Source organism: Candidatus Poriferisocius sp. (assembly GCF_965208475.1).
Lineage (GTDB): Bacteria > Actinomycetota > Acidimicrobiia > Acidimicrobiales > Bin134 > Poriferisocius.
In genome coordinates, this window is the sequence record NZ_OZ242338.1 from 2,911,674 (window position 1) to 2,935,810 (window position 24,137).

Below are 24,137 nucleotides of genomic sequence, written 5' to 3' on the forward strand. Positions count from 1 at the left end.
TGGCTCGACATGAAGTTTGAGATGACGCCGAGCGAGATTTTAGCGGCCGCCAGGGCCCCCGAGCCCGGAGACGAAGGGTACGACCCGTTCGACGCGTTCGACGAGGCGCAGGGTGTCGACAATGTGCCCAACCCCTACCCGAAGTTCGCCGAGCTGCTTGCCGAGTGCCCGGTACACCACGGCAGCCTGGCCCCCCGATTCGGCCGGGGTTTGGTGAGCGAACTGCTGGCTGGGGAGCGGCCCATCGCAAACGTGATGTCTTACGCCGGAGTGGAGAGGGTGCTTCGGGACGGGGCCACGTTCTCGTCGGCGGGCTATGCCGACTCGATGGGGGTGGTGATGGGCCACACCATCTTGGAAATGGACGAGCCCGAGCATGGGCAGTACCGCAAGCTGATCCAACAGGCGTTCACCCGTCGGGAGATGGAGCGGTGGGAGCACGAGATCGTGTACCCGGTGCTCAACCACTACATCGATGCATTCGCTGATCGGGGACGGGCCGATCTGGTGGGCGAGCTGATGTTCGTGTTCCCGGTGCATGTGATCGCCATCGCACTGGGACTGCCCGAGGCCGACCTCCCCGGCTTCTACCGCCGGGCGGTGGAGATCACCAACATGGCCACCCAGATCGAGCGGGGATTCGCGGCATCGCAGTGGTTGTACGACTTCTTGGAACCGGTGGTGGATGATCGCCGGGCCGGGCCCCAGGAGGATCTGATCAGTCTCTTGGCCCACGCCGAACTAGACGGGCAGCGGCTGACCAACGACGAGATAATCGCCTTCTGCCGGCTGTTGCTGCCCGCCGGGGCGGAGACCACCTACCGGGCGGCCAGCAACATGATGGTCGGCCTGCTGTCCAACCCGGAGCAGCTCGATGCAGTGAGAGCCGACCGGTCGCTGGTAACGGCTGCGGTTGAGGAATCGCTGCGATGGGAGGCGCCTCTGACCGGGATCTCTCGCACGGCAACAGCCGACGCGGTGGTGGACGGCATCGAGATCCAGGCGGGGACGTCGGTGAACACCTCTATGGGCTCGGCCAACCACGACCCCTCCCGATGGGACGACCCGGAGCGCTTCGACCTCTTCCGCCAGCCGAAGGCGCACATTGCGTTCGCCACCGGGCCGCATCTATGCCTGGGAATCCACTTGGCCCGCATGGAGATGCGGGCGGTGCTGGAGTGCCTGCTAGACCGCTTGCCCGGCCTGCGCCTCGACCCCGCCGCTCCGGCACCGGAGATAGTCGGCATGGCCTTCCGCTCCCCCGCCGCCCTGCCAGTGTTGTGGGACGTCTGAGCGGCTAGAGCTTGGTGGCTTGGGCTAGGGCGGCGGCGTCGCGGGCCAAGTCCAGCACGACGCGGCCGAAGGCTTCCATGCGGGGGTTGTCGGCGCCGCCGGCCACGAAGCGGGCGTAGCCGCCCTCTAGCACGATGGCCAGCTTGAAGCGGGCCAGGATCACGTAGTAGTCGATCTCATCCACGTCACGGCCCGACATGGTGGCGTAGCGCTCCAGCAGGTCGTCGCGGAAGGGCAGGCCCTCGTAGTCGACGTAGCCCACCGAGGGGCGGCTGGCCTCGTCTTCAGGCCAGTTCATGACCACCCAGGCCAAATCGAGCAGCGGGTCGCCCACCGTGCCCATCTCCCAGTCGACGACGGCGGCCATCCGGGCGGGGGCACCGTGGTGGAACATCACATTGGCGAACTGGTAGTCGCCGTGCATGATGCCCGGGGTGTAGCTGCGGGGGGTGCGGCCCCTAAGCCAGTCGCCCGCGGTGTCGAGGCCGGGGATGTCGCGGAACTTGAAGCGGTCGAGGTGGGCGTACCAGCGATCCACCTGGCGCTCGTGGAAGCCGTCGGGGCGTCCCAGCCCCTCGAGGCCGTTGGCCTGCCAGTCGACCTTGGACAGCCGGGCGATGGCGTCGACCAGCTCGTAGGCCAGGGCAGGGCGCGCTTCCATGTTTGAGGCGAACGGCTCGGGCCAGCCGGGCTCGCTGATGGGCGACCAGCCGTCGACGAAGTCCATGAGGTAGAAGGCCGCACCGATCACGCTGGTGTCGTCGGTGCCGCCCGCCGCTCGGGCGTGGGGCACGTCGGTGTCGGCCAACGCGGAGAGGATGCGAAACTCCCGCATCATGGTCTCGTTGCGGCCGTCGGGGACTTTGCGAGGGGGGCGGCGCAGGGCCCAGCGGTACTCGCCCCGGCAGATCTCGAAGATCTCGTTGGAGGCCCCGCCGGAGATGAACCGGCTCGTCACGGGCTCGCCCTGGTCGCCTATGCCCTGGTCGTCCATCCACGCCCCCAGGGCTACAGGATCGATCAGGCCCCGGGTTCGCTCAGCCTCGGAGGCTTCGTCGGTGTCGGAGCGCGAGAAAACGCTCGAGTCCGCGGTCGATTCAGTCTGCTCGCTCATGCGACAAGGCGAAGGGGCAGAAGCCCGTTGAGGTTCATGCCGTCTCCAATGAGAGGATCTCGGGTGTGGTTTCGGTGACTAGAACGATGTTGCGCCGGTAATTGGCGCCGATGCTGGCGCCTACGCTCAGCACCAAGTCTGCTTCCAGTACCTCCCCTTTACCGTAGCGGGTGTTTATCACGGGAGGCTCAAGGCCCATGCCGCATCCCCGCACCAGCCATTCGCCGTCGGGAGCGGCTTGGCGCAGGTGTTCTCCGGTGGCACCGGGGATGCAGGCTGCGATGAGCCCAGCGGTTAGCTCGGCGGCACCACCGGAGGTTCGGCCGAGGCCGCCTTCATAGTGCGATCGGATGCAGCTGAAGTCGACGATGGGGCCTTTTACCCAGGGCTCGGCGGCGGGGGTGGACGACCCGGCCAGGGCCATGGCCTCAACGCCGGCGGCCAGCCTTTGAGCATCGGTGCCGGAGTGGGCGATGGCAGCGGCGGCACCGGCGGCGGCCACGGCGCAGGCAGCCCGGATGGCGTCGACCTCGGAGGGCAGCTTGGTGCGGCGGGCCTGGGCCAGGATGTCGTCGGCGGGGACGATCTCGGCGTTGGGGGCCACCGCGCTTAGGAGGCTGGCCATGCCGGGAGACCAGGCGTCGATGCCCACCCGATTGGCCTCGGCTATTCCCGGGGTGGCGGCCAAGCGCTGGTAGATGATCGCCTCGCTCCAGGTGATGCCGTGAAGGTGGTCGAGATCGATGTCGCCGGGAACGCCCTCGTCCCAGGTGGACAGGAGGAATATCTCGGCGGTGGCGACGTTCAGGGTGCAGACCGGGCCGAACGGGCGGGTGCCGGCCGTCCAGAGCTGGTGGGCGCCGGTGACGTAGTTGATGTGGTCTTGTCGTCCGCACACCAGCATGTCGATCCCGGCGGCGGCTAGGGCGTCGATGGCTCGGGACCGGCGCTGGAGGTGGAGGCTCATGTGGGCACCTCGAAGGGGTCGTAGGGGTGGCCACCGCCCAGGGGTATCCAGCCGTTGTCGGTGACGGCCACGATCTCCTCGGCCCGGAAGCCGCCGGTGCCGTCAGCCCAGATGGCGGGTTCCAGCACCATGACCATGCCGGGCGCCAGGGTGTTAGCGGCGTCGAAGTCAGGGCCGTTGTCGGTGCCCAAAAAGGGCATCTCGGCGCTCTCAACACCGACCCCGTGAACAAGGTAGAAGTGGGGCATCCACGGGCGGTCGCCGTCGGGTCGGTGGGAGGCGTCGGCGGCGGTGGCCGCAGCGCACACCTCGGCGAAGGTGGCGCCGGGTGCTATGGCAGCGTAGGCGGCGTCCATGACCGCCAGCCACCGCTCGAAGCAGCGATGCTCGCCGGGGGTGGGCGAGCGGCCCACCACCCAGGTGCGGCCAAAATCGGAGGCGTAGCCGTGGTAATCGCTGCCAGCGTCCACCCAGATGAGGTCGCCCTCGGCGTAGACCGGGTCGCCCGACCAGGTGGGGAAGGCCAGATGCCCAGTGGTGGTGCGGGGGCCGTCGGCCATGCGTCGGGCCATGGGCTGGAAGATGACGTCGATCATGTTGGCGTCGATGCCCTCTTCCCGGAGGCGGCGGAGGAAAACGGCGGCCAGCTCGCTGCGGCGCACGCCGGGGACCAGGGCTTCGTACACCGAGGCCATAGCCCGGCTGGTGCGAACTTGGGCCTGGTGGATGCAGGCCATCTCGTCGATGGTCTTGTGGAGCTTGACCGCGGCCAGGGTGTTGGCCGCGTCAGCGATCTCAGCAGAAGACAGCACGCCGGTGCGGAGCATGGCCCCGGTCATCACGTCGATGCCGACGCGCCCCCCAAAGGCGTGCTGGCCGAGTATGGCGTCGAGCTGGGCGCCCAGGTCGGCGGCGCCCTCGTCGATGTCGGGCCAGACGGCGGGATGGGCGTCGACGTCGAGGCCGCCGGGATCGCCGCCCAGCAGACAGGGCCGGGGCTGGTCGGCGAGGACCACGGCGACGGGGCGGTTGGCCGCGACGTGGGTGGCGTCTACCCCTTGGGGAAGGCAGTCGGTGGCGTAAGCCACATGAGGGCCGTGGAGCAGCACCAGAGCGTCGAGGCCGTCGGCGGCCATCTGGGCTTGCAGCTTGGCGTACCGCTCTCGCCGCAGCCGCCCGATATCGGGCTCCAGCACCGGGGCAGCAGCGATGGCGGGCATTGGCCTAGCGATGGGCTCAGCCGTCGCGGTGCTCGGCGAATACTTCGGTCATCGACGACTTCTGCATGCGCCGCTCTAGCGCGCCCAGGGCGGTGTCGGTGTTGTGCATCCAGTGGTGGGCCATGAAGTGGTAATCCCAGGCGTCCTTTTGGCCCATCAGCTCCAGCGTCTTGTTGATGGACCGCTTCACTACTGCGGCGGTGGCCGGGGGCACCAGGGCGATGGCCTCGGCCATCTCGTGGGTGGTGGCGGCCAACTCGTCGCGGGGCACCACCCGGTTGACCATGCCCAGCCGCTCGGCGTCGGCCGCGGTGATGGTTTGGGCGGTGAGCAGGAACTCCTTGGCCTTGCGGGGGGGCATCTCCCAGGGCTCGATGAGGATCTCCACCGCGGCACCGGTCATGCGCAGCACCGGGTTCTGGAACGAGGCATCGTCGGAGGCCACGATGAGGTCGCACATGGCCGCCAGCATCACCCCCGCCGCAATGCACTTGCCATGGACGGCGGCGATGGTGGGCTTGGGGAAGTCTCTGATCCGCAGACAGCGGTCGAAGTACATGGTCTTTTCGTGGAGGAACATGCCCTCCGGGGTCTCCCGCATGAGCCGCCACTTGTCGGGCTCCACGTCGCCCACCAGCGCCTTGAGGTCGTGGCCCGCGGAGAAGTGGCGCCCGTTGGCGGCCATGACCACCACCCGCACCTCGTCGTCGGCCTCGGCCAGATCGAACGCCGCGTCGAGCTCGTCAATGAGCTGGGTGTCCTGCGCGTTGGCCACATCGGGACGGTCGAGGGTGATGGTGGCCACGGCCCCTTCGACGCTGTAGTTGATGGTGTCGAATGCGGTGCTAATGAGTGCTCCTAACGGGGCTCCCGAGGCAAACCCAGAGGTCCAAGCCTAATGTTTGAATGCGAACTTCTATCGGGGTTCCCTGGGAAGACCAAGAATCCTCTCCCCGATGATGTTCCGCTGGATTTCGCTGGTTCCGGCGAAGATCGTCGCTGCTCGATAGTACAACCATGACCGCTGCCAGCGGCCCTCACCGGGGTTTTGGGAATCGTCTCGCCACAGGGGGGCAGCAGGACCCAGCACCTCCATGGCCGTTTCGTGGAGCCGTTGGCTCATCTCGCTCCAGAAGAGCTTGGCGGTGGCCGATTCCGGGCCGTGGTCGAGGCCGTGGGCCAGTCGGGACAGCACCCGCCAGTTCTGGAGCTGGAACAGGCGGACCTCGATGAACGCCTGAGCGAGGGCTTGGCGGATCACCGGGTCTTGGTTGCGGCCGGTTTCAGTGGCCAAGCGGAAGAGCTCGTCGAGGAGTTGGAGGTGGATGACGAGCTGGCGGGGGTTGGTGCCCCGTTCCACGCCGAGGGTGGACTGCGACACCCGCCAGCCGTTGCCGGGCTCGCCGATTACCTGGTCGTAAGCCACGAACACGTCGTTCAAGAAGACCTCGTTGAAATCGGACTCGTCGGTGATCTGGCGCAGGGGGCGGATGTCGACGCCGGGAGCGTGCATGTCGACCATGAAGGCGGTGATGCCCCGATGCTCGGGCTCCACGGGGTGGGAGCGGGCCAAGCACAGGCCCCAGTCGGCAAACTGGGCATAGGACGTCCACACCTTCTGGCCGCTGAGCCTCCAGCCGCCGCCGGCGGGAACAGCCTGGGTGGACAGGGAGGCCAGGTCGCTGCCCGCGTCGGGCTCGCTGAACAGCTGGCAAATCAGTTGCTGGGCCGGGAGGATCGAGGGAAGCCAACGCTGCTTCTGCTCATCGGTGCCGTGGACCAGGATCGTGGGCCCGATCAAGTTCACGCCGATGCGTCCCACCAGCTCCGGCGCCCGAGCCCGAGCCAGCTCTTCTTGGACGATGTAGTGGTGCAGCGGCCCAGCCCCCCGACCGCCGTACTCCTCCGGCCAAGAGACGCCCACAAAACGAGCTTCAGCCAGATCGGCCTGCCACTTGCGGAGATAGGCGACCTCTTCCCCTAGATCGTCGAACAGCGGCGGCAGCCCCCGGCCATACTCCCAGGGAAGATTCTCCTGAAGCCACCGCCGGCACTCGAGTCGGAACGCCTCCTGATCGGCGGTGGGGGTTAGATCCACGTACCGTCAGGCGGCGGTGACAAGGATGCGTTGGCTGGCGAAGCCGCCGATGCCGACGTGGTGGCCGTCGATTTCGACAGTGGTGGTGCCGTCGGGTGAGGATGCGGTGATGACTCCTTCGGCGCCGGGGACTACCGATGAGCCTTCCAGGAAGTCGAGCAGGCCCTCGGTGAACTCCAGCTCCTCGGTGATGCGGGTGACAACGAACCGCTGTCCCACCTGGACCGTGGCCAAGGCCTTTGTTGGGGGGGCCACGTAATCAGCGCCGGGGATGGGGTTGCCGTGGGGGCAGGTGGTGGGATCGTCGAGCACCCGCATCATGGCCTGTTCCACCATGGGGGAGATGACGTGCTCCCATTTGCCGGCCTCGGTGTGGGCGTCGGCCCAGGACAGGCCCAGAACCTGGGTCAGGAACACCTCCGCCAGTCGGTGGCGGCGCACCACCCGCTCGGCCAGGTCCGTACCGTCGGGGGACAATTCGATGGTCCTTCCCCTCAGGGTGACCAGGCCTTCGGACGCCAGTCGATGGATCATCTCGGATACCGCAGGTCGGGACACATCAAGGCGCTCAGCTACCCGGGCCTGGATGACATCGACATCGTCTTCGGCCAACTCGAAGATGGTCTCGCAATACTCTTCGAACGCCGGGTGCCACTCAGGGGTTTGGTACTGGGCCACGAACGGCAGTTTATCGAGTGGAGTCTTTCAATAGCCGCGCCAGTTCAGACCGATCGGGCTTTCCCGAGGGCATCGTGGGCATTTCGACGACGGTGACCAGCCTCTCTGGGACCATAAACCGGGCCGCGCCGGATTGGGCGAACCAGCGGTGACACTCGTCGAGGTCGAAGGCGCCGTCAACCACCACGAAGGAGGCCACCCGCTCTCCCAGGCGGTCGTCGGGCTCACCCAGCGCCACGGCCTGGGTCACCGCGGGGTGGGATTCGAGTATGGCCTCAACCTCGATGGCATCGATGTTCTCACCACCCCGGATGATCTTCTGGCCCAGGCGGCCGACAACGGTCAGATAGCCGTCGGCGTCGATGCGGCCCAGATCGCCGGTGCGGAACCACCCGTCTTCGGTGAAGGCGGCCGCGGTGTGGGCGGGGTCGAGGTAGCCGACGGTCACCTCGGGGCCGCGTACCTGTATCTCGCCGTGCTCGTCGAGCCGGATCTGGGTGGGGGCGAACGGTCGGCCGTCGGTGTTGGCCATGCGCTCGGGGTCGTCACCGATGGTGCAGGTGGTGACGGTGGGCGCCTCGGTGGATCCGTAGGCCCGCTTGACAACGCAGCCGAAGGTGTCGCGGGCCCGATTCACGAAGGCGGGGGTGATGCTGGCGCCGCCGATGGACAGAAACCGCAGGGAGGCGGTGCGGCTGGGGTTGAAGTCGGGTTGGCTCATGAGGTCGTTGAAGAAGGTGGGCGGGCCGACCATGTAAGTGATCTCCTCATGCTCGATGAGCCGCAGAGCCTCGCCCGGGTCCCAGCGGGACATGAGCACCGTTTTGATCGAAGCGGCGCCGGGGATGAGCACCGCGTGGAGCAGCCCGGCCACATGGGCCAGCGAAGCGGGAAACAGCCCGGCATCGGCGGGGGTGAAGCCCTGGATGGCGATTGCCTGGCGGGTCTTGTAGGCCAGTGCCGCTTGGGTGTGGACCACTCCCTTGGGCACGCCCGTCGAGCCGGAGGTGAACATGATGAGGGCCTGGTCGTCGGGCTGGGCGCGGGTGATCTGGCGGTGGGAGGCGTTGCCGGTAGCAGGGTATTGGGAGGGGTCCAACAGGCGGTTTGTGCCGAGGGCGGCGAATGCGTGCGATTGCTGACGGCCCTCGTCGGAATACAGCAGGGGGACGGCCACCGCACCGGCCTGCCAGCACGCCCGGTAGGCCACCACGCCCTCTGGGCCGGTGGGGAGTTGGAAAGCGGCGGGTTGGCCCGTTTCCAGGGTTGCGGCGGCCTCGGCGGCCCAGGCGATCACCTCGTCGGAGGACAGGCGGCGGTCGCCGGCCACGATGAGGTCGTCTCGCCGGGGCACGACCGTGAGCATCTCGTGGATGAACGTCATTTCTTCGACCGATCCATGAGCCGGAGGCCGGAAGGAATGCTGCGGGTCTTCATGTCCCTACTCTGCGGAGCCCTCCGCGAGGATTCGTTGGAGGGCTCTGCGGTCGATGTGGCTGCTGAGACGGTATCGGGTGCCTAAGAGGATTGGGAGGGGGCGATGACCGTGTCGCCGTAGCGGCGCATGGTGTCGAGGGTGGCCTCGATGTCGTCGCCGGGAAGGTTGACGGTGATCCAGGTGACACCCAGCGCTTCCAGCTCGGCCAGTGCGGCGATGTGGGCATCAGCGTCGAAATCGGGAGCGGCCGGCTGGCCGCCGACGGGGTTGAGGTAGCTGACGTCGAACTCCGACGGGTCGCGTCCCGCCTCGTCCACGTAGGTCCACAGCTCGTCGAGCAAGGCCGCCAAGTCGTCCAGAGTCTCCAATGGCGGGGTTCTGGCCGTGGTGGCCAGCACTCGGGGAGCGGGGAACGGGGTCCAGCCGTTGGCGACGGCGGCCACCCGGCGGCGGGCCCGCTTGGAGTTGCCTCCGATCCAGATGGGGGGATGGGGCTTCTGGACCGGCTTGGGGTTGGCGGTCTGGCCCAGAGCGGTGAAGGTGCTGGCGTCGTAGGCGAAGTCGTCGGTGGTCCAGATGCCGATCATGGCCTCGATGGCCTCATCGAAGATCTGGTTGCGGTTGTTGAAGTCCACGCCCAGAGCCTTGAACTCGCCTTTGAGGTAGCCGGAACCGGTGGCGAAGATGAAGCGGCCGCCGGAGAAGGAGTCAATGGTGGCGATGGCCTTGGCCATGATGAACGGGTTCCGGTAGGGCACCACCACGATGTTGGGAATCAGCTTGATGCGGTCGGTGACCGCGGCACAGAAGGCCAATGCGGCAAACGGGTCCACCGCGTCGTGGCCACCGGCACTGAGCCAGCGGTCGGTGGGCGCGGGATGGTCGGTGAATCCCAGTCCGTCGAACCCGGACTCCTCGGCGGTGCGGGCGAAATCCACCACCCCCTGCTTGGTGATCAGCTTCTGATCCCACGGGTGGGCCACCATCGGAAACGTAACTGCGAACTTCATGGGTCTCCTTCGCCTTGCGCGGCCCTACTTTGCAGCCTCGCTGCGCTGGCCGCAAGCAGTTCATCATCGGGAACGAATGGAGTGAGCTTCTGCTAGGAACCTTACGCTCATAGCGTGAGGCGACATTTGGTGGCTTATCTGCCAATTAGTTTGGGCAGAGATGGCCTATAGCGCCGACATTCGAGCCCAAGTAGTGGCCGCGGCTCAGGCCATGAACGCCGCCGGACTGGTGGTGGGCACCGCGGGCAACGTTTCGGGCAGAGCTGCCGACAGCGCGATCTGGCTGACCCCATCGGCGCTGCCCTATAACCAGGTGAGCGTGGACAACCTGGCGGCAGTGGACTTGGACGGTAACCTGTTGGAGGGCACGGCTCGGCCGTCCACCGAAAAGGCCATGCACCTGGCCTGCTATCGGGCGTTCCCCGAGGTGGGCGGGGTGGTGCACTGCCATCCGGTACACGCCTCGATGTTCGCGGTGGCCCATAAGAGGATCCCTGCGGTGATCGAGGAGGTCATCATGTACCTGGGCGGGGACGTGCCGGTGGCCGACTACCGCCCCACCGGTTCCGACGAACTGGGCGAAGAGGTGGTGCGCCATCTGGGCGACCGCTCGGCGGTGCTGATGGCCAACCACGGCCTGCTGTGCATCGGCGAGTCGCCCGACCACGCCCTTCACGCCGCCCTGGTGGCCGAGCACACCGCCCGCATCGTGTGGGGCGCCAGCCGCCTCGGCGACGCGGTTGATCTCCCCGAAAAAGCCCTCTCCGACTTCGCTGGCGCCTACACCGATCTCCGCCGCGAAACCTGGGCGGCAAGATAGGAACAGTGGTTGTGTAGCACTTTTGCTACATTTGTTGCATGACTGAAGTTGCTTCTCGGGAGCTGCGCAATCAGACCAGGGCGTTGTTGGATCTTGTGGCCCGCGGCGAGCGCATCACAATCACGGTTCAGGGGCGGCCGGTGGCGGAGTTGTCGCCAATTCCTGACCGGCCTCGTTGGATGGGCCGCGACCGGTTCGTCCACCAAGTACTGTCTCACCAAGCCGACCCCGGGCTGGCCGACGAGCTTGCCCGACTCTCTGATGAGACCACCGATGACCTTGCATGGCTATGAGCAGAGGGCTGGCTGACACTTCCATTTTCATTGCCCGAGAAAGCGGGCGCCCACTTCAAACGGAACACCTGCCCGACGAGCTCGCGGTTTCGGCCATCACCATCGGCGAACTGCGGGCCGGGGTACTGGCGGCCACCGACACCGCTGCTCGCGATCAACGCCTCTCCACGCTCACCGCTGCGCTGGCGCTCAACCCCATTCCGGTTGACGATACGGTCGCATCCGCTTGGGCCAGACTCCGCCTGGCCTTACGGGACAGCAAGCTCAAGATGCCGGTCAACGACTCGTGGATCGCAGCAACCGCCATCGCCCTCGGCATCCCCGTCGTCACCCAAGACGACGACTTCCCCGCACTCGAAGAACTCGACGTGATCCGGGTGTGACGCAGTCTGTTTGAGGTATTGGTCAGACGGCGGCGAGTTCTAGGGGGGCGATTTCTTCGAGGGAGATGGGGCGGTCGGCGACGCCTTCGAAGGCGTCGTTGGAGGAATAGACCTCTTCGCCCCTCAGCCGGGCCTCGGGATCGTCGAGGTCAACAGGCCAGACGATGCCCATGCGAGCCTGGGCCACGTAGTAAGAGTCGGCGTCGGGCACGTCGATGCCCATGGCCTCCAGCGTGCGGCCGGGGTAGGCCATCCTCATGACCCCCTCGGTGAACACGGCGTCGTCGTCGACGATGACCCGGTCGCAGTCGAACTCGAGGCGGTGGGCGCCGGTCTGCACGATGCTGCGGTCGTAGAAGCCCCGGATGGCGTCGCGGGAGCCGCCGGGGCTGGCGACAGGGTCATCGGGGTTCGACCAGATGATGTACTGGGGCTTTTCGCTGAGAGTGGCCACCACTCCTTCGATGTCGGCCTGGGCCTCGCACTTCATGTGGGCCAACACCAGCTCCAGCACATGGCGCCGCCGGGGATCGGTTTCGGCCTCCAGCCGCTCGGCCAACAGTCGCCACGTCTTGTTGGGGTTCATCTGCATCGGCATCGCCTTTCGCTCTGGCTTCGACGGAGAGACTAATGGTCAAGAGTTGAGAGGCTCCAAGGGAGCGACCTCGTCGAGGCTGATGGCCACCAACCGCCACGAACTATCGGGATTGATCTTCATCTACACCGTCCTTGGTTCGGCCCCGACGATAGGGGCTGGGCAACGGCTTCGTCACTAGTGTCGCTGAACGATGAGCGATCGGGGCTTTGCCGGGCAGACGGCCATCGTCGGCATTGGCAGCAGTGACTTCGCCCGGCTGTACCGCACGCCTGATCCAGAACGGACGGGAGAGGCGCTGGCCACCGAGGCCATTGCGGCCGCCATCGCCGATGCCGGGCTGGAGAAGTCGCAGATCGACGGGCTGATTACCGGGGGGCTGGCCCACTATGAGCCGGTGGCCTATCGCACCGGGCTCACCGACGTGCGCTTCGTGGTGGACTACCCCCAAGCCGGTCGGATGTGCGCCATGGCGCTCATGCATGCGGCCACCGCGGTACACCATGGGCTGGCCGACTACGTGGTGCTGTTCAACTCGGTGGCGTTCCGCACCCAGGGCACCAAGTTCGGCGCCCAGCCCCAGGGGCTGCTGTACGACACGATCTATGGCATGGCCTCGCCGGGGGCGCAGTACTCGATGGGATTCACCCGCTACCAGGCCGAGTACGGGGGCACCGAGGAGCAGCTCGGGGCCATTCCGGTGGCCATTCGCTCGCACGCCCGGATGACTCCAGGGGCCATCATGCAGCAGGAGATGACCATCGACGACTACCTGGACGCCCGGTACATTGCCGAGCCGCTGCGGCTATTCGACTACTGCCTGGTGAACGACGGGGCGGTGGCCTATGTGGTGACCACCGCCGAGCGGGCCCGAGACCTGGCCCATCCCCCAGTGCTGATCGCCGGCACCGCGGGGCGGGCCAATTTCCGGGAGTGGTATGTGGACCTGGGGTTCTGGGACGAGGCCTGCCGGTCGATGAAGGCCGACTTGTTCGACCCGCTCGGGGTTACCACCACCGACATCGACTGCCTTCAGGTGTACGACAACTTCAGCGTGTCGGTGCTGTGGGGACTGGAGGGGTTCGGGTTCGCGCCTAAGGGCCAAGGTTTGGAGTGGGTGCAGGACGGCCGCATCGCTTTGGGCGGGGAGCTGCCGGTGAACACCAGCGGGGGGATGCTGAGCGAGTCGTACCTCCAGGGGTGGAACCAGCACGCTGAGGCGGTGCGCCAACTGAGGGGACAGGCCGGGGAACGCCAGATCCCCGACTGCGACTGGTCGCTGTACTGGTGCTTGTCGGCCCTGCCGGGGGCGTCGCTGCTATGCCGTGACGGGCTGCTATGAGCGCCGGCGAGGGATACGCCAAGCCGCTGCCCACGGTGACCCATGAGGATCGGGAGTTCTGGGCCGCGGCCCGTGAGCACCGCTTCGTGCTGCCCCAGTGCCGGGCCTGCGGAAACGTGTGGTTCCCGCCCTATGCCTCCTGCCCGTCGTGCCTGTCGTTCAACCGGGGATGGACCGAGGCGTCGGGCCGGGGCACGGTGTGGGGCTTCACGATCATGCGGCAGCCCTACATCGGTTCGTTCGAGCCGGAGCTCCCCTACAACGTGGTGCTGGTAGAGCTGGAGGAGGGGCCGATGGTGTACTCAAACCTCATCGGCATCGACAATGCCGACATTGCCTGCGGCCTTGCGGTGGAGGCCGTGTTCGAGGACGCCACCGCCGAGATCACCCTCATCAAGTTCCGCCCCGTCTGAACTGTCGAGGCGAATCGACTAGATGGTGGTCATGTTGTGGGAGTGGCCGGCGGTGTAGCCGCCGTCTACGGGGAGGGCGACGCCGGTGACGAATGAGGAGTCGTCGGAGGCCAAGAAGAAGGCGGCTCCGGCGATCTCCGAGGGGAGGCCCCAGCGCTTGAGCTTGTGCTGGTCGCGGATGCTGTCGGCGATGGGCCCGAGATGGGGGATGACCGATTGGAACATGGGGGTGTCGATGAAACCGGGGCAGATGGCGTTGGCCCTGATGTTGGCCGGGCCGTAGTCGTTGGCCATGTTCTTGGTGAGCAGGATCACCCCGCCTTTGGAGGCGTTGTAGGTGCTGCCCCCCTCGCACCCCTCGAGGCCCTCCACGCTGGCGATGGTGATGATGCTCCCCGAGCGGGCCTCCACCATGGGCTTAAGGGCGGCCCGGCACGACAGCATGGTGCCCTTGAGGTTGATGTCCTGCACCCGGTCCCATTCCTCGATGTCGAGCTCGTGAACCTGGCCGCCCCCGGCCACCCCCGCCGCGGTGACCAGCACGTCGAGCCGCCCGTGCTCTTGGACGACCTGGCCGACCAGCTCCTCCTGGGCGGTAGCGTCGCGCACATCTACGAGGTGGAAGCTCGATGCCGGGGCGGTCTCGGCCACTGCCTTCCAACCATCACTCTCGGCGATGTCGGAGCCGATCACCACAGCCCCCTCTTCGGCGTATCGCTCTGCGGTGGCCAGGCCGATGCCCGACGCCGCTCCAGTGATCCACGCCACCCTGCCTGTCAGTCGTCCCATCTCTGTTTCTCCTTATGGTTATGCCACTAAGCGGACGCGCTGGTGTTTGACGGCGCCGATGTGGAGGTGTCCGTGACGTTCAGGCTCGTCGGCCAGTTCCAAGCGGGGCAGCAGAGGAAGGATGGCTTTTAGCATGGCCCGGAGTTCCCAGCGGGCCAGGTTGGCGCCGAGGCAGAAGTGGACGCCGTGGCCGAAGGCCATGTGGTGGTTGGGGTTGCGGCCCACGTCGAAGCGGTAGGGGTCGTCGAACACCGCCTCGTCTCGGTTGGCCGACGGGTAGAACACGCCCACGGTGTCGCCCTTCTTGATGAGTTTGCCGTGGCGCTCCACGTCGGCGGTGGCGGTGCGGGCAAACTGGATGACCGGAGAGGTCCACCGCAGGATCTCCTCCACCGCCGGCTCGATCAGCGACTCATCGGCCAGGAGGCGGTCGATCTGATCGCGGTTCCGGAGCAGGGCGATCACGCCTGAGGTGGTGGCGTTGCGGGTGGTCTCGTTGCCCGCCCCCAGCAGCAGCGTGATGTAGCCGGTGAGCTGCTGGGTGTTGAGCGGGCAGCCGTCGACCTCGCCCTTCACCACCGCGCCGGTGAGATCGTCGCGGGGCTCGGCCTGGCAGTCTTCGATGATCGTGCCGATATAGGCGCTGAACTGCTTGCCCATCCGGAACCTCAGCTCGTCGAAGGTCTCACCGGGCTCGGCCCACCGCATGTTCTCCTCGTCGTTGAACGCCATCTCGGTGAACTTGTGGACCTTCGACCAGTCCTCGACGTCAAGGCCCATGAGGTCGCAGATGGTGGCCAAGGGCAGCTTCACGGCGTAGTCGAGCACCAAGTCGGCCTCGCCGTCGCGCTCCAGTATCTCCACGAACTCACCGGTGAACCGGGCCGCGTACTGGGCCAGGTGCTCCTCGTGCTCCCGCATGGCCCGGGGGGTGAACCGGCGGGCGGTGAGCAGGCGGAACCGGGTGTGGCGAGGACGGTCCAAGAACACCATGTCCATGGGCTCGTCCAAGTCCCAGCCCAGTTCGGTGAGCCGTCTTTCCCGGCGCTCCCACATGCCCTCGTCGTCTTCGATGGAGGCCAAGCGGAGGCGGGGGCCGCCGTTGATGAACAGCTTGTCATTGGCCGACACCCAGTGGATGTCGTCGTGGCGGGTGATGGCCCAGAACGGCTCGATGCCGGGTCGCTCGTACCGGAAAACCGGGGCCTCAGCTCTCAGCATGTCCCACGCCGCCCACGGATAGCCGTGGTCGCGGTACATATCGGTGGAGTGGATGTCGATCTCGTCGAGCGATAGTGCCGTGTCCAGCATCCCACCAACGCTAGCCGCCTCGACAGCCAGCCCATAGCTGGGAGCGGAGGGGTTCGGGGGCGACTAATTCGAAGCTTTGGTTGTCGAGGCGGGCGAACCCTTCCAGGGGCAGGCCGGGACGCCACCACAAAGCGTTGGGACTGACCGAGTTGGGGCCGGCCAAGTAGCGGACGTAGCTGGCAGCCAGCATGGTGGCGGAGTGGTCCACGAACTGATCGCTTAGGTCCATGGGGCACACCATGACGGTGTGGGCCGCGGGCACGGTAATCACCGCGCCCTGCGGCCCAATGTCGGGAACCGTGCGGGCAAAGTCGAGCAGGTGGCCGGAAACGAATAGGGAGTCGCCGGCAAGCAACCGGACATCTCCCGGCAACCCGCTCACTTCCAAAGCGGTCAGCGGCTCGCCCATCAGGGTGTTGGCCAGCGCAGTGGCCATTACTTCGCCGTGCTCCACGCCCCAGTCTTCAAAGTAACTGCGGTCCACCGGGCTGGCGGCACCGTCCAAGTCCACCGACAGGCAGGCAAAGAGGCCCAGGGGCAAAGGGTCGCCAACCGGGTCGATGTGGCCGAGGTGCTGGGTGCTCACCACCCTGACTCTCAAATCAGTCTGGAGCCGCTCGTAGTCCCCCAGACGATCGGCCAGCACGTCGGGGGCGAAGTCGTCGAGCCGGGCGATGTGGTTGTAGATGATGAGCCGCCAGTCGTCGGGCTCGGACGCCCGGCAGGTCTGGGCCAGGTTGGACAGGCCCAGCACGCAATCCATCTTCTCGACGGCAACGGTCCCGTCGGCCACATCCACTGTGTGCCGGCCGAATCGGGCTTGGACGACGCTCCCCACATGGTGGAGGAAGCGGCGGCGCTGATCTGAGGTCCACCATGGGGCCCAGGCGCAAATTTCCGGTGGAGCAGACACGAGTCCTTCTCCCTTCGCATGTCTAACATGCCGTTTGAAGGGGGAAGCTTTTGGGCAGGGTAGCCGCTCCAGGTTGGGGATCGCTTGGGGAAATTCAAGATATTTCGATAATATTTCAACAATTCGAAGCCAGCAGGGGAATTGGCCCCGATGGTTATGATGGGAGCGTGGCCGACGAAGCACTGATCGACATCGTCAAGCACCGGGGGATGAGGCGGCTGGATGCGCCGGTGGAACTGGCCTGCGGCGCCATGTCGAGCGACTTCATCGACGGCAAGCTGGCCCTGTGCCGGTGGGGCGACCTAGAGGTCGCCTGTCGGGCCATCGTCCAGCGGGTTCATGAGGCGGGGATCGAGTTCAATGCCTCTGGGGGGATGACAATGGGCGCCGACCCGCTGGCCGTGGGCATTGCCGCGGTGGCCGGCAGCCGCTGGTTCTCGATTCGCAAGGCCCCCAAGAACCGAGGCACCAACCAGCTCATCGAGGGCACTCCCCTGGGGCCCCACAGCCGAGTGCTGCTGCTGGAAGACGTGACCACCACCGGAGGGTCGGCGCTCAAGGCCTGGGAGACCGTGCGAGACACCGGCGCCGCAGTGGTGGCCGCTGCCGCAGTGGTGGATCGGGGCGACACCGCCCGCCGCCGGTTCGAAGCCCTGGGCGTGCCCTACTTCCCGGTGCTCACCTACGCCGACCTGAACATCGACCCGGTGATTCCCCCCGGCTGATCCACCTGCTCGGCCGACCAAGCCTGGGGACGGCCCCCTCAGGCTGAGCGAAGGGCGCCACGAACCGGGAGATGCGCAAGGCGTTGAAGGACGACCCCCTCAGGTTGAGCGGAGGGTGGTGGCGGGGAGGGTTTCTAGTTGGTCGAGCAGTGACATACCGTCGAGGCGGGTGGGGGTGCCGGCGACGAGGATGTGGTCGACGCCGGTCGGGGCGTCGGCAATGAGGCGTTCGCCGTTGGCGGGCATGTCGTTCACCCGGCGGATGGGGCCGACGTCGAGGTTGTCCCAGTCGACCACGGTGATGTCGGCCACCGCGCCGGGGCGGAGGTAGCCCCGGTCGGGGGCTAGGCCGAGCATCTCGGCCAACTCTCCGGTGAGCTTGTGGATACCGGCCTCCGGGGTCATCACCTGCCGGTCGCGCACCCAGCGGGACAGGAAATCGGTGGGCATCACCGCATCGCAGATCTGGCCCACGTGGGCACCGGCGTCGGACAGGCCCATAACCGCCCCCTCGGCTTGCATCAGGGAGGTCACGCCGTCGACCTCGTCGTTGGCGAAGGTGATCTCGAAGCGGGTCAACAGCCCGTCGGCCAGGGCGATGTCGCACATGGCGTCCCACGGGGTGCACCCCCGCTCGGCGGCCACTCCCCCCACGGTGCTGCCCACCAGTTCGGGGTGGTTGGGCGACTCCACAATGGCCAGCGTGTCCCAGCGGGAGGCCAAAAGCCCGTTGGCGTCTAAGTCGGCCTGCACCCGGGCCCGCCAGTCGGGGTCGGCGTACAGCGTGTGGCGTTCATCGTGGGCCAGGGCCACCAGCTCTTTGAACGAGCCCATGGTGTAGAAGGATGTGGGCTCGATCATGGTGACATGCTGGGTTATGGGGCGGCAGGTGACCTGCACCCACACATCGGCCCCGGCGGCCCGACCGGCCAGGTGGTCGGCCAGTTTGGTGCGGTAGTCGGCCCGGGAGGAGGCCGCGGCCGGATAGGTGAGGATGGACGACCAGTTGAGGCGTCGGCCCAGCTTGGGCTGGAGGTCGTACACCCAGCGGTAGTTCTCCCCCGGCGCCACATGCACCACGCCCCGGCCGATCTCGGCGGTGACCCCGATGAGGGCCTCGGTCTCGGATTGGGAGGCGGCGATGGACGGCACCGGGCGGCCGCCGTCGCCCAGGTGGAATCCGGCCCGGTCGGTTGAGAACCCCAGGGCACCGCCGTTGATGGCCTCGGCCACCGCGGCCTTCATCTGGTCGATTTCCTCGAGGGTGGCCTCCCGCTCGTAGGCGTCTTGACCCATCACGTAGAGCCGCACCGCGGTGTGGCCCACGTAGCCGCCAAAGTTGACGGCCAGGCCCCGGTGGCCGATCACGTCGAGATACTGGCCGTAGGTCTCGAAGTCCCAGTTGACCCCGGCTTCGAGGGTGGCCACCCGCATGTCCTCCACCTTGTCGAGGGTGCGGATGAGCGAGGACCGGTCGGCGGCCTTGGTGGGGGCGATGCTGTAGCCGCAACTTCCGGCCACCACCGAGGTGACCCCGTGCCAGCACGATGACGACAGCCAGGGGTCCCACAGCACCTGGGGGTCGTAGTGGGTGTGGCAGTCGATGAAGCCGGGGCAGACCAGGCGGCCGGTGGCGTCGATCTCGGTGGGGGCTTTGACGGTTTTGTCGATTTCGGTGATGCGGCCGTTGGCGATGCCTATGTCGGCGCGGCGTACGGGGCTGCCGGTGCCGTCTACGACGGTGCCGCCGCGGATTGCTATTTCGGCGTTCACGGGATCAATTTAGGCGACTTCTTCCGCGCGCGACCGGGCGGCGGGTCAAGTTGTGGGCGAGAACCGGCGGGGCGGCGGGGGCTTTAGTGCTTGGTGAGGTGGAGTTTGTCTCTGACTGCCTCGGGGCCTAGGACTTGGTAGTTCATGGCTTCGAGGATGGTTGCCGCTCGGGCGACCAGGTCGGCGTTGGTGGCTAGTTGGCCGCGGCTCAAGTAGATGTTGTCTTCTAGGCCAACCCTAACGTTGCCGCCGGCGATGGCGGCCAGCCCGACGTAGGGAAGCTGGCTGCGGCCCAACGAGAACGCCGAGAACACCCAGTCGTCGGGGATGTTGTTGACCATGGCCATGAAGGTGTTCAGGTCGTCGGGCGCGCCCCAGGGGATGCCCATGCACAGCTGCACCATGACCGGGTCGTCGATGAGCCCCTCGTCCACCAGGCGCTTGGCCAGCCAAAGGTGGCCGGTGTCGAAGATCTCGATTTCGGGGCGCACGCCCAGCTTCTGCACTTGGCGGGCCATCTCGTCGAGCACTGAGGGACTGTTGACCATGATGTAGTCGCCCTCGCCGAAGTTCATGGTGCCGCAGTCGAGCGTGGTGATCTCGGGCATCAGCTCCCTCACGTGGGCCAGCCGCTCGGTGGCCCCGGCCATGTCGGTGCCCACCTCGGCGGGGGGCAGGGGCGTCTCGGCCGAGCCGAGGGTGAGGTCGCCGCCCATCCCCGAGGTGAGGTTGAGCACCACGTCGGTGCCGGAAGCTCGGATCCGCTCCACCACCTCGGCATACAGCTCCACGTCGCGGGCCGGTTCGCCGGTCTCGGGATTGCGGACATGGATGTGGACGATGGCCGCGCCCGCGGCGGCAGCATCGATGGCCGCCTCGGCGATCTGCTGGGGGGTAATGGGCACCAAGTCAGACTTGGATGTGGTGTCGCCGCTGCCAGTGATGGCGCAGGTGATGAACACTCCGCTCATGCGGGGGCCAGCTCGCTCTCTTGGGCCCGTCGGTTCAGCACCCGCAGCTTGGAGTAGATGTCGTCGCTGTTCACGTAACACCCCCGAAACAGGCGGCGGCCGGAGGAGGTGTCGAACGGCTCCCGGGCGTGCTGCACCCGGCGGTTGTCGAACACAGCAATGTCGCCGGGCTCAAGTTTGTAGGTGATCTGGAAGCGGGGGTCTCGGGACAGCCGGCCCAACTTCTTCGCCGCCCGATAGGCCCGGGGGATGTCGTCGGTGGCCATATCGGGGAAGGTGCGCACGGGGTAAAAGGTACGCAGGGTGAGGGGTGCGCCGGGCACCCCCAGGTCGATGAGCGGCCCCGACCACCGCCAGTCAACCTCGTCCCCCCGCCCGTGGAACACCCACCGCAGCGTGGTGAGGGCCTCGTAGACATCGGGATCGTGCTGCTCCAAGAAGCGGGCGACGGCTAGGCCATCGGTCATCTGGCTGGCCCCGCCGACGCAGGAGTTCTCGATGCAGTGGAAGAACTGGAAGCCCGGCGGCGTCTCCAGCGACGGGAAGTCGGTGTGGGGGCCGAGGCCGATGCTCATATAGGCGGTGGACGTGGGGTCGGGAACGGCCTCAATGTCCCAGACTGGGCCGAAGTTGGAATCCCGGAGGACACCGACCCGGCGGGCCACTTCCTCGACCTGATCGGGATCGACCGACAGCGAGGTCAGCCGGGTCAACCCGTAGGCCACCAGGTCGTTGAGCCAGAGCCGGAAAGTCTCAGGGTCGGCCAGCACCGTCGGGCCGTGGTAGGTGGCCGGCTCGGGCAGCACAGAGGAGTCCCACGCAATGGGCTCGGGAAGGAAGCTCTCGGGGCGGAATTGGCCATCGGCAATGTGGCGGAGCCAGCCGGGGTGGTAGCGGGACACAGCCCCGTCGTGGGCCCAGCGCACCCCCAGCGCCCCGTCGTGCTCGGCCCAGGCGTCGGCAACCTGCCAGTGCTCGCCCAGATCGCAGGGCTCGAGAACCCCTTCCCGGGAGGAGATTTCAAAGTCGCGCTGCTCGGCCAGCCACCATCGGAAGCAGCGAAGCTCGGCGCCATCGGCCCAGCGGGCCACCACGAACTCGCCGTCGAGGCGAACCCCGCTTAACGGATGCCACTCGTAGCGGTAGAAGTCGGGCGTCAGCAGCCCCGCCATTGCCCTCAGGCTACACCAGCAATAGGATGATTGGTATGCCTTCTCGCCAGCTTGATTACCCGGTTTTCGATGCCGACAACCACATGTACGAGACCACCGAAGCCCTCACCAAGCACTTGCCCGACACCCATCGGGGGCTCATCGACTACATCGACCACCAAGGCCGTACAAAAATCCTGGTGAGGGGCAGGATCAGCAACTACATCCCCAACCCCACGTTCCAGAGAGTGGGCTCGCCCGGCGCCCAGGAGGAGTACTTCAGGAGCGGCAATCCCGAGGGTAAGTCCCGGCGGGAGATCATGCAGCCCATCGATGCCCTGCCGGCGTACTTCGACCCCCAGCCCCGGCTGGAGCTGATGGATGAGCTGGGCTTGGACTACGCCATGATGTACCCCACCCTGGCATCGCTGGTGGAGGAGCGCTTCCGGGACGCCCCCGACGAGTGCCACATCGTGATCCATGCCCTCAACCAGTGGATTCTGGAGCATTGGACGTTCAACTACGAGGGTCGCATCTTCCCGGTGCCCATAGTGACCCTGCCCATCGTGGAGAAGGCCATCGAAGAGCTGGAGTGGTGCGTGGAGCGGGGTGCCCGGGCGGTGCTGATTCGTCCCGCTCCTCCGCCCGGTCTGCGGGGGCCGCGGTCGTTCGCTCTGCCCGAGTTCGATCCGTTCTGGGAGCGGGTGGTAGAGCTGGATGTGCTGGTGGCCATGCACGCCTCCGACAGCGGCTACACCCGGTTCACCAACGAGTGGGAGGGGGCCAGCGGGGAGATGCTGGCGTTCAACCAGTCGCTGTTCCAGATGTCGGTGATGAGCAGTCGACCCATCGAGGATGCGGTCACCTCGTGGGTGGCCCATGGCGCGCTCACCCGGCATCCCAAGCTGAAGGTGGCCATCGTCGAAAACGGCAGCTCATGGGTTCGGCCGCTGCTGGCCCATCTGGAGACCTGCTACCAGCGGATGCCCCAGGCCTGGGAAGAGCACCCGGTGGACGCGATCAGGCGCAATATCTGGATCCACCCCTTCCACGAGGACGACCCGGTCGGGCTAGTCGGCGCGATGGGCGCCGACAACGTGGTCTTCGGCTCGGACTACCCCCATGTGGAGGGCATGGCCGATCCCATCACGTTCGTGGATCAACTGGAAGGTCTGCCCGACCACCAAATCCGCAAAGTAATGGGCGGCAACATGGCCAGCCTAATGAAGGTGGCCTAGCCGTTTAATCGCCTACACCGCCGGATGCCGGTTCGATGTTGAGGAAGCGGGCCAGGTTGTCGCACATGATGGTTTTGATGTCGGCGTCGCTCATGGCTTTGAGCTGGGTGGTGGCGTAGAGGGCGGGGAAGGGCAGCCCCTCGCTGTGGGGGAAGTCGGAGCCGAACACGATGGGCTCGATGCCCACCGCCTCCACCACCCGGGCCACGTTCTCTTCGGGAAAGGGAGCCACGATGAAGTGGTCCCGGAAGATGTCGCTGGGGCGGCGGTCGAGCTTCGGACCCCACTTGGCCCCCCGGCCCATGAGGAAGGCGTGATCCATCTTGCGGAGGATGTAGGGCAGCCACACCGTGCCCTGCTCCGACAGGCACACCTTCACGTTGGGGAAGCGGCCGAACAGGTTGTGGAGCACCATGGCGGCCACCGTCTCCATGGCCGGGCGGTCACCCCAGTAGAGCACCCACTGGAGGGCGTCGAAGTCGCCCAGAACGTCCTCGGGGTCCTCGCTCCAGTCGGCCCCGTACTTCTGGTAGTCGGTGGCCCCCAAGTGGGTCACCACCCGGGCCCCGGCCTCGTTGATGCGGGCCCAGAAGCCGTCGTAGACCGGGTCGGCCATAGAGCGCCCGCCCCTTGTGTTGTGCCGTCCGCCGTGGACGTGGCCGCTGATGATCTGGATGACGGTAGCGCCCTGGCTCAGAACCAGCTCAACCTCGGTGGCGGCCTCATCGGGATCGGCCAGCGACACGTAGGCGGGGAGGAATAGGCGGTTGAGGTAGCCCCAGCCGATCTCCTCGTTGATCCAGCGGTTGTAGGCCCGGGTGTTGGCGTAGATGCCGTCGACGTCGTCGGCGAACTCGTATTCCAGCGACAGCACCTGGTTGGGGAACATGAGGGCCGCGCCGATGCCCTGGCTGTCCATGAGGGCCAGCCGCAGATCGCGGTTGCCCCACGACTCCTCCTGGTCGCGGAAGTAGGCAATGAGATCGATCCGTTCGGCGTCGGTGAGATTGCGGTAGGGGTTGAGCTGGGACAGCAGCATCCCCGGTGAGTGGATGTTGGACTGGCCGGGCTTCATCTGGTTCTCGTCGCCCGCGGTGGGCACGGCTCGGGCGGCCACTTGGGCGGCGGTCTCGTCGTCGGCGGCCACCATGGCCACCGCCTGGTTTAGGCGGGAGGGCCTTCCGCCGAACACTCCCACCCAGCGGCCCTGCTCGTCGGCCTCGAAGGTGACTGCCTTGTGCCGCCACCTGGGGTCGACGTAGTTCACATACAAATCTCGGGGCTCCACAAAATGGTTGTCGGCATCGTTGATGAGGAACGGCAGATCCGGGTGCTGGTCGATCTGGGCCAAAGCCATAGGGCCATGGTACGGGACCGTCAGTCGCCCGCGTCTCGCCGGCTATGTCGGGTTCAGTAGTTGTAGAGAGCGAAGGGGTTAAGGAACTGACGGCCCCAGAGACGGTTGCGGTCGGCTTTCGTCAGTTCTGCTTGATCGCACACCGATGACCATTCGTCTTCGATGACCCGCCGAGCAGCTTCCACCTTCACCGGCGCAAAGACCTTTGGACCTCCCACATCGACAGTATTCTGTCTATCTTGCTC

25 protein-coding genes are annotated in these 24,137 nt (G+C 66.5%); 8 read left to right on the forward strand and 17 right to left on the reverse strand.

The window, feature by feature from the left end:
* Positions 1–9 precede the first annotated feature (9 nt).
* Positions 10–1,293 (forward strand): cytochrome P450, encoded by a 1,284-nt coding sequence (locus ACOGXA_RS13580; RefSeq protein WP_419924398.1) that lies wholly within the window; start codon positions 10–12, stop codon positions 1,291–1,293.
* A 4-nt stretch (positions 1,294–1,297) separates the two neighbouring features.
* Here ACOGXA_RS13580 and ACOGXA_RS13585 read toward each other — a convergent pair whose 3' ends face one another.
* The 8 genes from ACOGXA_RS13585 to ACOGXA_RS13620 form a co-directional block, all read right to left on the reverse strand.
* Positions 1,298–2,407, reverse strand: a complete 1,110-nt coding sequence (locus ACOGXA_RS13585; RefSeq protein WP_419924399.1) for a phosphotransferase family protein — start codon at positions 2,405–2,407, stop codon at positions 1,298–1,300.
* A gap of 34 nt (positions 2,408–2,441) precedes the next feature.
* The gene (locus ACOGXA_RS13590) at positions 2,442–3,374 is read right to left on the reverse strand and encodes an aminopeptidase P family N-terminal domain-containing protein (RefSeq protein ID WP_419924400.1); all 933 of its coding nucleotides are present in this window, start codon (positions 3,372–3,374) and stop codon (positions 2,442–2,444) included.
* Positions 3,371–4,594: a M24 family metallopeptidase gene (locus ACOGXA_RS13595; RefSeq protein WP_419924401.1), complete on the reverse strand. Its 1,224-nt coding sequence runs from the start codon at positions 4,592–4,594 to the stop codon at positions 3,371–3,373. The genes ACOGXA_RS13590 and ACOGXA_RS13595 overlap by 4 nt, the downstream gene beginning before the upstream one ends.
* A 16-nt stretch (positions 4,595–4,610) precedes the next feature.
* A complete protein-coding gene (locus ACOGXA_RS13600; RefSeq protein WP_419926986.1) occupies positions 4,611–5,444 on the reverse strand; it encodes an enoyl-CoA hydratase in 834 nt (277 codons plus the stop codon).
* Between the two features lie 66 nt (positions 5,445–5,510).
* The gene (locus ACOGXA_RS13605) at positions 5,511–6,692 is read right to left on the reverse strand and encodes an acyl-CoA dehydrogenase family protein (protein WP_419924402.1); all 1,182 of its coding nucleotides are present in this window, start codon (positions 6,690–6,692) and stop codon (positions 5,511–5,513) included.
* A gap of 6 nt (positions 6,693–6,698) precedes the next feature.
* Entirely contained in the window at positions 6,699–7,370 is a 672-nt protein-coding gene (locus tag ACOGXA_RS13610) for a metal-dependent transcriptional regulator (protein WP_419924403.1), read from the reverse strand.
* 10 nt (positions 7,371–7,380) lie between these two features.
* Positions 7,381–8,754 (reverse strand): class I adenylate-forming enzyme family protein, encoded by a 1,374-nt coding sequence (locus ACOGXA_RS13615; protein WP_419924404.1) that lies wholly within the window; start codon positions 8,752–8,754, stop codon positions 7,381–7,383.
* 134 nt (positions 8,755–8,888) lie between these two features.
* The gene (locus ACOGXA_RS13620) at positions 8,889–9,818 is read right to left on the reverse strand and encodes an LLM class F420-dependent oxidoreductase (RefSeq protein WP_419924405.1); all 930 of its coding nucleotides are present in this window, start codon (positions 9,816–9,818) and stop codon (positions 8,889–8,891) included.
* Positions 9,819–9,978: 160 nt separating this feature from the next.
* Here ACOGXA_RS13620 and ACOGXA_RS13625 point away from each other — a divergent pair, with 160 nt between their 5' ends.
* Genes ACOGXA_RS13625 through ACOGXA_RS13635 form a run of 3 tightly spaced genes read left to right on the forward strand, consistent with a single transcriptional unit; the run spans position 9,979 to position 11,314 of the window.
* Positions 9,979–10,638, forward strand: a complete 660-nt coding sequence (locus tag ACOGXA_RS13625; RefSeq protein ID WP_419924406.1) for a class II aldolase/adducin family protein — start codon at positions 9,979–9,981, stop codon at positions 10,636–10,638.
* Between the two features lie 38 nt (positions 10,639–10,676).
* Entirely contained in the window at positions 10,677–10,931 is a 255-nt protein-coding gene (locus ACOGXA_RS13630) for a type II toxin-antitoxin system Phd/YefM family antitoxin (protein WP_419924407.1), read from the forward strand.
* Positions 10,922–11,314: a type II toxin-antitoxin system VapC family toxin gene (locus tag ACOGXA_RS13635; protein WP_419924408.1), complete on the forward strand. Its 393-nt coding sequence runs from the start codon at positions 10,922–10,924 to the stop codon at positions 11,312–11,314. Before ACOGXA_RS13630 ends, ACOGXA_RS13635 begins: the two co-directional genes overlap by 10 nt.
* Before the next feature lie 22 nt (positions 11,315–11,336).
* Here the strand turns inward: ACOGXA_RS13635 and ACOGXA_RS13640 are convergent, their stop codons facing one another.
* Positions 11,337–11,906 carry a nuclear transport factor 2 family protein gene (locus ACOGXA_RS13640; protein WP_419924409.1) on the reverse strand — a complete coding sequence of 190 codons (570 nt, stop codon included), beginning with the start codon at positions 11,904–11,906 and terminating at the stop codon, positions 11,337–11,339.
* A 196-nt stretch (positions 11,907–12,102) separates the two neighbouring features.
* Between ACOGXA_RS13640 and ACOGXA_RS13645 the strand changes: the two genes are divergently transcribed.
* Together ACOGXA_RS13645 and ACOGXA_RS13650 are read left to right on the forward strand one after the other, a co-directional pair.
* Positions 12,103–13,251 carry a thiolase C-terminal domain-containing protein gene (locus ACOGXA_RS13645; protein ID WP_419924410.1) on the forward strand — a complete coding sequence of 383 codons (1,149 nt, stop codon included), beginning with the start codon at positions 12,103–12,105 and terminating at the stop codon, positions 13,249–13,251.
* Entirely contained in the window at positions 13,248–13,664 is a 417-nt protein-coding gene (locus ACOGXA_RS13650) for a Zn-ribbon domain-containing OB-fold protein (protein ID WP_419924411.1), read from the forward strand. Before ACOGXA_RS13645 ends, ACOGXA_RS13650 begins: the two co-directional genes overlap by 4 nt.
* Positions 13,665–13,682: 18 nt before the next feature.
* On the opposite strand, the gene ACOGXA_RS13655 is transcribed toward ACOGXA_RS13650, so the two are convergent.
* Genes ACOGXA_RS13655 through ACOGXA_RS13665 form a run of 3 tightly spaced genes read right to left on the reverse strand, consistent with a single transcriptional unit; the run spans position 13,683 to position 16,677 of the window.
* Complete coding sequence (locus ACOGXA_RS13655) at positions 13,683–14,453, reverse strand: SDR family NAD(P)-dependent oxidoreductase (protein ID WP_419924412.1); 771 nt, start codon at positions 14,451–14,453, stop codon at positions 13,683–13,685.
* An 18-nt stretch (positions 14,454–14,471) separates the two neighbouring features.
* Positions 14,472–15,764 carry a cytochrome P450 gene (locus ACOGXA_RS13660; RefSeq protein ID WP_419924413.1) on the reverse strand — a complete coding sequence of 431 codons (1,293 nt, stop codon included), beginning with the start codon at positions 15,762–15,764 and terminating at the stop codon, positions 14,472–14,474.
* Positions 15,765–15,774: 10 nt separating this feature from the next.
* Entirely contained in the window at positions 15,775–16,677 is a 903-nt protein-coding gene (locus ACOGXA_RS13665) for a hypothetical protein (RefSeq protein ID WP_419924414.1), read from the reverse strand.
* Between the two features lie 167 nt (positions 16,678–16,844).
* On the opposite strand from ACOGXA_RS13665, the gene ACOGXA_RS13670 reads away from it, so the two are divergent.
* Complete coding sequence (locus ACOGXA_RS13670) at positions 16,845–17,402, forward strand: orotate phosphoribosyltransferase (protein WP_419924415.1); 558 nt, start codon at positions 16,845–16,847, stop codon at positions 17,400–17,402.
* Positions 17,403–17,501: 99 nt separating this feature from the next.
* Here the strand turns inward: ACOGXA_RS13670 and ACOGXA_RS13675 are convergent, their stop codons facing one another.
* From ACOGXA_RS13675 to ACOGXA_RS13685, 3 genes are all read right to left on the reverse strand, one after another.
* Positions 17,502–19,175, reverse strand: a complete 1,674-nt coding sequence (locus tag ACOGXA_RS13675) for an N-acyl-D-amino-acid deacylase family protein (RefSeq protein WP_419924416.1) — start codon at positions 19,173–19,175, stop codon at positions 17,502–17,504.
* Positions 19,176–19,258: 83 nt separating this feature from the next.
* Positions 19,259–20,146 (reverse strand): 3-keto-5-aminohexanoate cleavage protein, encoded by an 888-nt coding sequence (locus ACOGXA_RS13680; protein ID WP_419924417.1) that lies wholly within the window; start codon positions 20,144–20,146, stop codon positions 19,259–19,261.
* Positions 20,143–21,318 (reverse strand): TauD/TfdA family dioxygenase, encoded by a 1,176-nt coding sequence (locus ACOGXA_RS13685; RefSeq protein ID WP_419924418.1) that lies wholly within the window; start codon positions 21,316–21,318, stop codon positions 20,143–20,145. The genes ACOGXA_RS13680 and ACOGXA_RS13685 overlap by 4 nt, the downstream gene beginning before the upstream one ends.
* A gap of 35 nt (positions 21,319–21,353) precedes the next feature.
* Between ACOGXA_RS13685 and ACOGXA_RS13690 the strand changes: the two genes are divergently transcribed.
* Positions 21,354–22,535 (forward strand): amidohydrolase family protein, encoded by a 1,182-nt coding sequence (locus ACOGXA_RS13690; protein WP_419924419.1) that lies wholly within the window; start codon positions 21,354–21,356, stop codon positions 22,533–22,535.
* Positions 22,536–22,539: 4 nt separating this feature from the next.
* Here the strand turns inward: ACOGXA_RS13690 and ACOGXA_RS13695 are convergent, their stop codons facing one another.
* The gene (locus ACOGXA_RS13695; RefSeq protein WP_419924420.1) at positions 22,540–23,892 is read right to left on the reverse strand and encodes an amidohydrolase family protein; all 1,353 of its coding nucleotides are present in this window, start codon (positions 23,890–23,892) and stop codon (positions 22,540–22,542) included.
* A 53-nt stretch (positions 23,893–23,945) separates the two neighbouring features.
* Complete coding sequence (locus tag ACOGXA_RS13700) at positions 23,946–24,110, reverse strand: hypothetical protein (RefSeq protein ID WP_419924421.1); 165 nt, start codon at positions 24,108–24,110, stop codon at positions 23,946–23,948.
* Positions 24,111–24,137 lie beyond the last annotated feature (27 nt).

Excerpts from the sequence above, each read along its gene's own strand:
- ACOGXA_RS13580 (WP_419924398.1), top strand. The coding sequence starts at position 10 with ATGAAGTTTGAGATGACGCCGAGCGAGATTTTAGCGGCCGCCAGGGCC.
- ACOGXA_RS13585 (WP_419924399.1), bottom strand. The coding sequence starts at position 2,407 with ATGAGCGAGCAGACTGAATCGACCGCGGACTCGAGCGTTTTCTCGCGC.
- ACOGXA_RS13590 (WP_419924400.1), bottom strand. The coding sequence starts at position 3,374 with ATGAGCCTCCACCTCCAGCGCCGGTCCCGAGCCATCGACGCCCTAGCC.
- ACOGXA_RS13595 (WP_419924401.1), bottom strand. The coding sequence starts at position 4,594 with ATGCCCGCCATCGCTGCTGCCCCGGTGCTGGAGCCCGATATCGGGCGG.
- ACOGXA_RS13615 (WP_419924404.1), bottom strand. The coding sequence starts at position 8,754 with ATGACGTTCATCCACGAGATGCTCACGGTCGTGCCCCGGCGAGACGAC.
- ACOGXA_RS13620 (WP_419924405.1), bottom strand. The coding sequence starts at position 9,818 with ATGAAGTTCGCAGTTACGTTTCCGATGGTGGCCCACCCGTGGGATCAG.
- ACOGXA_RS13625 (WP_419924406.1), top strand. The coding sequence starts at position 9,979 with ATGGCCTATAGCGCCGACATTCGAGCCCAAGTAGTGGCCGCGGCTCAG.
- ACOGXA_RS13630 (WP_419924407.1), top strand. The coding sequence starts at position 10,677 with ATGACTGAAGTTGCTTCTCGGGAGCTGCGCAATCAGACCAGGGCGTTG.
- ACOGXA_RS13635 (WP_419924408.1), top strand. The coding sequence starts at position 10,922 with ATGGCTATGAGCAGAGGGCTGGCTGACACTTCCATTTTCATTGCCCGA.
- ACOGXA_RS13640 (WP_419924409.1), bottom strand. The coding sequence starts at position 11,906 with ATGCAGATGAACCCCAACAAGACGTGGCGACTGTTGGCCGAGCGGCTG.
- ACOGXA_RS13645 (WP_419924410.1), top strand. The coding sequence starts at position 12,103 with ATGAGCGATCGGGGCTTTGCCGGGCAGACGGCCATCGTCGGCATTGGC.
- ACOGXA_RS13650 (WP_419924411.1), top strand. The coding sequence starts at position 13,248 with ATGAGCGCCGGCGAGGGATACGCCAAGCCGCTGCCCACGGTGACCCAT.
- ACOGXA_RS13655 (WP_419924412.1), bottom strand. The coding sequence starts at position 14,453 with ATGGGACGACTGACAGGCAGGGTGGCGTGGATCACTGGAGCGGCGTCG.
- ACOGXA_RS13660 (WP_419924413.1), bottom strand. The coding sequence starts at position 15,764 with ATGCTGGACACGGCACTATCGCTCGACGAGATCGACATCCACTCCACC.
- ACOGXA_RS13680 (WP_419924417.1), bottom strand. The coding sequence starts at position 20,146 with ATGAGCGGAGTGTTCATCACCTGCGCCATCACTGGCAGCGGCGACACC.
- ACOGXA_RS13685 (WP_419924418.1), bottom strand. The coding sequence starts at position 21,318 with ATGGCGGGGCTGCTGACGCCCGACTTCTACCGCTACGAGTGGCATCCG.
- ACOGXA_RS13690 (WP_419924419.1), top strand. The coding sequence starts at position 21,354 with ATGCCTTCTCGCCAGCTTGATTACCCGGTTTTCGATGCCGACAACCAC.
- ACOGXA_RS13695 (WP_419924420.1), bottom strand. The coding sequence starts at position 23,892 with ATGGCTTTGGCCCAGATCGACCAGCACCCGGATCTGCCGTTCCTCATC.